This is a genomic window from Aeromonas lacus, assembly GCF_000764665.1.
Classification (GTDB): domain Bacteria; phylum Pseudomonadota; class Gammaproteobacteria; order Enterobacterales; family Aeromonadaceae; genus Aeromonas; species Aeromonas lacus.
In genome coordinates this window covers 1-8,408 of sequence record NZ_JRGM01000053.1, presented here as the reverse complement: position 1 = coordinate 8,408, position 8,408 = coordinate 1, and the positions used below count along the sequence as shown (strand labels likewise).

Genomic DNA, 8,408 nt, shown 5'->3' with positions numbered 1-8,408 from the left:
ACGGCAGCACGGCGGTGATCACTACAGCTAACTTCACTGCTGAGAATGGCGCGATCGCCGATGGCACTAGGGCGAATGCTGTTAGTGCCAAAGTCACGGATGGCAAGAACAACCCAATTAAAGATATGGACGTTACCTTTACGGTCAAGACCGGTGATGCTCAGTTTGGTTCAATGACCGGGGGGACCACTATTGTGCAGAGAACCGATAGCAACGGTATTGCGACAACATCACTGGTCAGTCCCAAGGCGGGGTCGAACACCCTTACCGCGAAAGTGGCAGAGAATACTCCGATAGAGACAACGTCCATCTTTGTGGCTGACAGCGGCACTGCAGACATTGCTACGGGTGATCTGAGGGTGGTTCGTAACAACTCGTTGCCGACCGGTAGCCATGCCAACGTCATTGCAGCGCGAGTGACCGACGCCGGGGGCAATCCGGTGAAGAGCATTGATGTGTTCTTTAATGCAACTGTCGGCACCCTGTCGGCTTCGTCGGTGAATACTGGTGAGCTTGGGGTTGCTCTGGTCGAGCTGACCAGCACGGTATCCGGGGTTTCAACGGTCACGGCGAAAGTGAATGGCAAGACTTACAGCATCGACAGCGCATTTGCTACCCCTAGCATTGCCGAGATCGTCATCAAGGATGACAAGAACAACTCGGTAGCGGATGGCAGTGCAGAGAACGAAGTGCAAGTTCGAGTGCTTACCGAAACGGAAGATCCAGTTGCATCGACACCTGTCTCATTTAGCGTATCCAATGGTGAAATTGTAGGTACCGCAGATGCAGTGACTGATGCTGCAGGTTATGCCTCGGTTGCCTTCACCAGCACAGTGGCCGGCCCTTCTGAAGTGAAAGCCAAATTGACGCTGAACGGAGTTGAACGCCGTATTATAACCACCTTTATCGGGGATCCTGCTACTGCAGAACTATTGGAGGATAACGTGGAGGTGGCAGTAACAGGTCAGCCAGCCAACGGTACTGCCGCCAATGAGGTGCATGCCAAGATCACCGATGGCAATGGCAACCCGGTGCAAGGGGTGAAGGTTCGGTTCAGTGCCAATAATGGTGGCTTGCTGGCAAATAAAGACGCCAGCGAAGAGATCGCAACTGGAACAAATGGAATTGCTATCGCCAAAGTCACCAATACCAGAGCCGGGCAGACCGATGTGTCAGTGAACTTCGCTGGCAAGACCGTCGTTCAACGAACCGACTTTGTGGCAGATGTGTCGACCGCAACGATTACCGAGTCCAACCTGCTTGTTACTGAGGATGAAGCTGTTGCCGATGGGCGAAGCATTAACAGAGTTCAGGCTACTGTCACGGACGCAAATAATAACCTGGTTTCTGGGGCCAAAGTGACCTTTAGCGCAGACCATGGTGGCGTTGTGACGACGGTTGTGGGCACGACTAGCGCTGATGGTATCGCTACTGCAACCGTGACCAACACGCTTGCCGGTGTCACGTTCGTATTAGCGAGGGTAAATAAGACACTGCGCTCAGTCCCAACCGTGTTTATTGCAGATGTGACAACGGCAAAGGTAAGCACATTGGAAGCAGTTACCAACGGCATGCTGGCTGATGGAATCACTCCTAATAGTGTGGAGGCCCTGGTGGTCGATGCCAATAACAACCCCATCAAAGGTCTGGAGGTGACATTCGCTGCCACAAACAGTGCTGTCGTTGCACTTGAAAAAGTGAAGACAGGCGAGAACGGTATTGCAGCCAACAATATCACCAGCACCATTGCAGGTGTCAGCAAGGTATCTGCAACGATCAACGGCACCACAGAAGAGGTTGATGTGACCTTCAACGCCTTGTCACGCATCTTGTCCGGTGACTTGTCTGTCGAGAAGGACGATTCCGTGGTCGGGACCACAGATGAAAACGAAGTGGTGGCACTGGTGAGCGATTACAAAGGTGCCCCCGCTGCCGGGCAGAAGGTGACATTCACTACCTCTGACACTGCTGCGAAGGTGCGTCTGATCACTGATATCACGGATGAAAATGGCAAGGTTTCCGCGTTCATCTCGCATACCAAGGCTGGCACCATAAAGGTGTATGCCACTGTAAATGGCCAGACCGAGGGGGCTGATACCAGCTTCCGTGCTGACAGTGCCAACCCAGTGATTGCTGATGGCGCCTTGACGGCCACCAGTGGTGCACTCGCCAACAACAGTGCGACCAACCAGGTGACCGCCATCGTAACAGACCAGTATGGCAATCTGCTGACAGGCATACCGGTGGCCTTTGTCGCGGATAACCCGACCGCTGTACTCTCCAATAGTGAGGAGACGACCGATAAAGACGGGAAGGCCATCATCACCGTCAAGAACAGCAAGGCTGGGCTGACTGTGGTGAGTGCAACCGTTGGTGATGAGTCCCCGAAAACGGTAGACACAAGCTTTGAGACTGATGTAAGCACTGCCACCATATTAGCCGGTGATCTGAAACTCATGACCACCGACCCGGTTGTGGCCAATGGCACAGATACTCACGTAGTACATGCCATCGTCAAAGATGCGGGCGGTAATCTGCTGGCTGATCAGGTGGTCGCATTCAGCACGTCACGCGCCGGAGGTGAAACAGATACTGCCATCTTGTCCAAATCAGAGGTCACAACAGACAAAGACGGCTTGGCCATTGTCACTCTGACCAACATTAAGTCCGGCCCAACTCAGGTGACGGCCAAGATCAAGGATAAGGAGGGGAGCTGGCCTACGATTACCGCCGAGTTTATCGGTGATGAATCCACCGCGACTTTGTTGGACGGCAGCTTGACGGTTCGTGATGACAATCGCCCAGCGGATGGTATTTCCAAAAACAGTGTCAGTGCCCGAGTGACAGATGTAAATAACAATCCGATCGCTGGGAAAAAAGTACGCTTCAGTGCTGGCAACGGCGCTGTGGTTGATACCGAGGTGGAAACAGATGGCGCGGGTTACGCCACTGCATTTCTTACCAATGTCACTGCGGGTGTGACCTCTGTGACTGCGACATTCAATAGTGTTGCACGAACAGTCAATGTGAACTTTGTTAGCGACTTTATCGGCGTTACGGTGTCTGTCGGGTATGCCAGTGGTACACGTTACTCCGAGGTCGCCATTGCTGGGGTTCATCCGGATGGCGCCGATGCAACTACACCGATTGTCGGTTCCGTTTGGCAAGCCGCACTGACTTGTTCTGACTCTGTACTGGCTGCGGATTGCCAGCCAGATCGTTTCGACTATGACTGGAAGTTGAAAGTCGGGGATGAAGTGCGTGCGGTGGCCGGGACCAATGGTGGGGCAACCTATACCCTCAATAAGTCTGACCAGCGAGGTCAGCTGTTGGTGAACATTACGCCGAAATCAGAATAAAAGAGGACGCAGAACCTACTACATAACGAAACGGTGCTCCCAGGAGCGCCGTTACTTTTCTGAACCATGAGAGTGCAGTATATGAATATTGTTTCACTTCGTCTGGCGCTAATGACGCTATTGCTGGCGGTAGTATGGGGGCAAAGCGAGGCCGCAGCCCTGCCAAAGGCACATTTAACCTTCCATCTTGCTATCTCTGATGGCGAGAGGGCTGAAGTTAAAGCCACGATAGAAAATAAGGGGGGGCAGATGATCCACCGTGGTTACATCGTTATCTCGGCATACGATGCCCAGTGCCGTTCAACGGGTGACATATTGCAACCTTTCAGTGAACTGCCCGCAGGGAAAAGCAGCACGGTGACAATCCCCTTGCCCTCCGCTAGCCAAGGCTATCATGTGACGGCCTTTGAGACCTTTGACAGCTTCAATTTCGCAACACCGGCGGTTGATGACACAGTGGCATTGCTGGCAGGGCGCACAGGCGAAATCAAGGCGCAGTGTGAAGAAAAGCGCCTGCCGGCAGTTCGTAATTAAATGACATTTAAACGTTGCCCATTGGGGCAACCAGTTGATTACGCTTTAAGGTGTACCATGACTCATTCATTGACCCGAATTATTCCCATCGCTGGAGCCGCAGTCTTTTCTGCCCATGTCTACAGCACCATCGTATCGGCACCCAGCGCGCCGATACAGGGCCATGCACCGATTGCCGATAAGGTGGTCGTATCCAATGGGGCGGGCACCGTTATCACTGCCCTGCCGGGGCAGAATGTGTCTGCCAGTTACGATTTTTTCGATGCCGACGGTGATGCTGAGAGCGGCTCCACGTTTATATGGCTGCGCAAGGACGGTGCAGATTACACGCCGTTAAAGGATGGCAGTGGCAATGAGGTGATCAGCCAATCCCTGGCACTGAGCGCTGCGATGGCGGGCGAGCGGTTGCGGGTATGTGTGACCCCGCGCACCTCTGTCGAGAGCAGCTTGCCCGCGCGAGGGGCCGAGAGTTGCAGTGGCGACTTGCTGGTCTCTTACCCCGCCCCATCCATTGCCTTGGCCATGGCTGCAGACAACGAGTACGTTGCAGGCAAGACCATAGGTGCCAACTACACCTTTACTGGTGACGGCGGTAATAAATCGCGCTACGTGTGGTTCCGCGGCGTGAGTGCTGATGAGTTACAAAAGGCACTGGCCAGTGACCCCTCTTACGCCGCCTCAATGGTCAGTACGGATCCATCGGTTAATGCAGGGCGGTTGACTTACACCCTTACCGAGGCGGATGTGGGGCAACAGGTATCGCTGGCAGCGGTTGCCGATAATGGCACTGTGGGAGATATTGTGGCGGTGCAAAGTGATATGGTGATATCCGCAGCTGCACCCCGGTTACTGGCTACTGAAACTATCTTCGAACGTTCCGGTGTGTGTGGGCGGGGCGAGCCACGGGTGTATATAAACTGTAACGTGGCGGTACGTGTGAGCTTGGGAACTGATGTTACTAGCAGTGATGTGACCAAGTTTAATTACGCTTTCTCATTCTCTTGGGATAGTGGCAAAACATTGCTACCTATTGATGGGGCGAGTGGCACTGTTACGGGGACGGACAAAGGTGCAGCACAAACTCCTAACTTGCGTGTGCCTATGCCTGTGGATATGTATCCGGATCTCTATGTCATCATTACTCCAGTAAACAGTGCGAACGACCAAGTGGGGCCTCCAGTTCTTCGCCGTCTAGGTCTTGCCGTTGACCCAACAGCACCGAATGAAGCGCAAAATTTTCGGGTTGAGGAAACAACACCGGGGTCGGGTGCCTACGTGGGCAAGTGGAAGAACAGGCTGCAGCATCAGCACCCACAAGATTTTAGCTACTATTTGTGGTCGACAAAATCTAGCGTGACTCGTGACGAAGTGACGAATATGGGCGTTCAGTTGCAGAGTTCGGGAGTGTGGTATTACAACTCCTCGACTGGCGAGAATAGTGATGTGGTCACTCCCCACTTTACCCCTGGTCCGGCATTCGGAAGTGGTCCTGTCTATTTGCATATCTTGCAAGAAGTTGGTCCATATACATTTCCTGCCGACGCGGTCCCTAAATCAGTATCCTCTGGCTTTGCTGCTCCCGCGCTCCCGGGAGTTGTGAATCCAGCTAACCAGCCATCCATCGCCGCGGATTCGGTCCTGATCAGCGTTCCAGATGGTCTTGGTGGGAAGATGGAACTAACTTACGACTTTCATAGTAATGGAGGCTATCCCTATGATGCTTCTAGATTGGAGGTGCAGGTTGCAGAAGCCCAAAATGCTCCGAATTCTGATTGGAAAACTGTTATTACCACCACAGTGACGGCAGCTGGCACATTTATCGCCGGTCACATCAGTACACATGTCGGTAAATATGTTCGGTTTCAAATTACGCCGATTTCTAGCCGTGATAAGTTTGACGATCGTACCGGCTCATCGCCCTCAGTATCAGGAGCCCCATTTATCATCAACGCTTGGGATCGTAAACTTGGCCCATCTGAGTCAGGGACGGCCTATCAAGTCAACGTGCCTGCAGGAGGGCCGAATCTCACTTTTAATGAATTTGTGCTTTCACTGCGTGATATGGCACTGGGGTATACGCCAGGTAATGAGATTAACGCCAGTTATAAGCTTAATGTTGCACCGTTTATGAAGGATGCTTCGAAATATCTCTGGGGTTATGGAGGTACTACAGCAAGCAAGGTGTTAACGGCAGGTAGTGACGTCAGTGTTTTGGGGCCGGTGAAACCATACCGCATTTCCAATGCGGATGTCGGTAAGGTTATTGAGATATCAATACAACCCAGGGAAGTTGAACAGACATTTACTAACAATGTATATAGAAAGAGTCTGGCCGTGCAGACCAAAGTGACACCTTATATCTTTGGCAAGACCAGTAGTGCCGACCTGATGAACGGGGGACTTGGGTATATATATCTACTTGGTGGTGCAGCCGGGACCGTGAACGAGTTCCCTACATGGGATCAAGCGAACAATGATTGCCGTATCAAAGGTATGCGTTTGCCAACCGTTGACGAGTTGAAGAATATCTCGGCAGATAAAGCAAGCAGACCTGACGGGTGGCCCAAAGAGCATCTTTACTGGACATCGGAAGAAGTGGAGAAACCTGTCTACAAAACTGTTCAGCTGGATAGCGGCGATGAGGTTCCTTATGGGGGCGGCTTTATGCCAGAGTCACCGGCCAGAACGCCTGCGGTGTGCGTAAAACCACAATCATGATTGGCGTAATATAAGCGGTCAGGTCAAGTACCTTATATCAACCGGCACAGCTAACGTTGTGCCGGTTTTTTATAGGGTTGTAAAAAGGTCACATAGACCTTGTCCAGCAGGCCGCGTGTTGGTCACCACAGATTGCCGTCAGGAGCCGCAAGGGCCATCAGATCAGTTTGTATTCATAGGAGCTCGGATTGGGTGTAGCGAGCATCAACCGTACGGCTGATATAACTGGGAGCGGTTTTTGTGGTCGGTGAGGTATCGGTCAGCTAGGTGTTGTTGCCCAAATCGATGTATGGAGATGGTATTCACCTGACAGTTGCCCACAAAAGAGAGTGGTCATACGGCTTCAAACCAGATAACAAAACGGTACCCCTACCGTGTTGTTTGGAGTCACCGTATGACCACCAACGAGAAAGTTGCACGTCGCAAACTCAGCCTGCTAGAGCTCGCCAAAGAGCTCAATAACGTCAGCAAAGCCTGCAAGCTCATCGGCTACAGCCATCAGCCGTTCTACGAAATTCGCCGTAATTACTAGACCTATGGCGCCGAGGGATTGCTCGACAAATTGCCCGGTTGTAAAGGGGCTCATCCCAATCGGGTCGCTCTCGAGATTGAACAGGCCATCCTCGATTACTCCCTCACCAGACCAACTCATGGCCCGCTGTGGGTCGCGCAAGTGCTGGCTCTGCAAGGGATCAACGTAAGTCCTGGCGGTGTGCGTGGTGTGTGGCAACGTCACGACTTGCTCTCCAAACACGACCGCTTGTTGCGCCTCGAGAAAACCCACCGTGAGCAGACCATTGAGCTCAATGACGAGCAAATTCGCCTGTTAGAGCGCTTCAGCCCCGAGTTTCGCGAACGTCAGATTGAGATCCACTACACCGGGAAACTGGTGGCGGTCGACACCTTCTTCGTCGGCGCGCTCAAGGGCGTGGGCAAGGTGTATCTACAAACCGTGCTGGACTGCTATAGCCGCCACGCCTGGGGACGGCTCTACACCAGCAAGCTGCCGGTGACCTCGGTTCATGTGCTCAATGAAACGGTGCTGCCGTTTTTCGAGGCCCACGAAGCACGGGTCTATACCATCCTGTCGGATAACGGGCGTGAGTTCTGTGGGCGCCCAGACCATCATCCCTACGAGCTGTTCCTGCAACTGGAGGGGATTGAGCACCGAACCACCAAGGTGCGCAGGCCGCAGAGCAACGGCTTTATCGAGCGACTGCATCGCACACTGCTGGATGAACACTTCCGAATCAAGGGGAGGACGACCTGGTATGAGTCGGTAGAACAGATGCAGACAGACCTGGATAGCTACCTGGAGCACTACACCAAGCGGCCACATTAAGGCAGGATGATGGAGGGTCAAACCCCCTATAACCTGTTCAAGAAGGGTCTGAAATTGATACCGAAGGAAGTGCGCACTAAAGTAGCATAAACAAGACACCGGTTTGAGGCCGGTGTCAGGTGATAACTAGATCTGTACAAATAATGTTAGCTTAATAATTTTAGAACGGCATCCATTTAACTGAATCCCCTCGAGTCCCACATATTCCAGCACCTAAGGTCAATGTGGTTCCTTGGGTTTTACTGCAGCTAACTAAATCTAGTAGTTTATCGCTATCTTGCCACCATTCAGCATCACCAGGAAATACCTCGGCCGCTTTAAATGAAAGAGCACCATCATCATGTTGAATTACATACCACGACTGCTGTTCTCGTTCGATCTGATTGTCATAACCTAGAAGTATATTTTTATTGGGTGGTGATTTAAAAGATTGTACATTAAGAAGGCCACTATAT

General features: G+C 52.3%; 4 protein-coding genes and 1 pseudogene. 4 read left to right on the top strand and 1 reads right to left on the bottom strand.

Features of this window, described 5'->3' with window-relative positions; genetic code table 11:
* Positions 1 to 14 precede the first annotated feature (14 nt).
* The 4 genes and pseudogenes from LG31_RS0107345 (at position 15) to LG31_RS0107330 (ending at position 8,043) form a co-directional block, all read left to right on the top strand.
* Positions 15 to 3,359, top strand: coding sequence for an Ig-like domain-containing protein (locus tag LG31_RS0107345; protein ID WP_033113834.1), 3,345 nt, complete (start codon positions 15 to 17; stop codon positions 3,357 to 3,359).
* Positions 3,360 to 3,440: 81 nt separating this feature from the next.
* Entirely contained in the window at positions 3,441 to 3,893 is a 453-nt protein-coding gene (locus LG31_RS0107340) for a hypothetical protein (RefSeq protein WP_152598328.1), read from the top strand.
* A gap of 57 nt (positions 3,894 to 3,950) precedes the next feature.
* Complete coding sequence (locus LG31_RS0107335; protein ID WP_033113832.1) at positions 3,951 to 6,611, top strand: hypothetical protein; 2,661 nt, start codon at positions 3,951 to 3,953, stop codon at positions 6,609 to 6,611.
* Between the two features lie 394 nt (positions 6,612 to 7,005).
* Positions 7,006 to 8,043: pseudogene (locus LG31_RS0107330) on the top strand (IS481 family transposase).
* A 70-nt stretch (positions 8,044 to 8,113) separates the two neighbouring features.
* Here LG31_RS0107330 and LG31_RS21590 read toward each other — a convergent pair.
* Positions 8,114 to 8,408: hypothetical protein (locus LG31_RS21590; RefSeq protein ID WP_238567489.1), on the bottom strand; the 295-nt coding region annotated here is incomplete at its 5' end.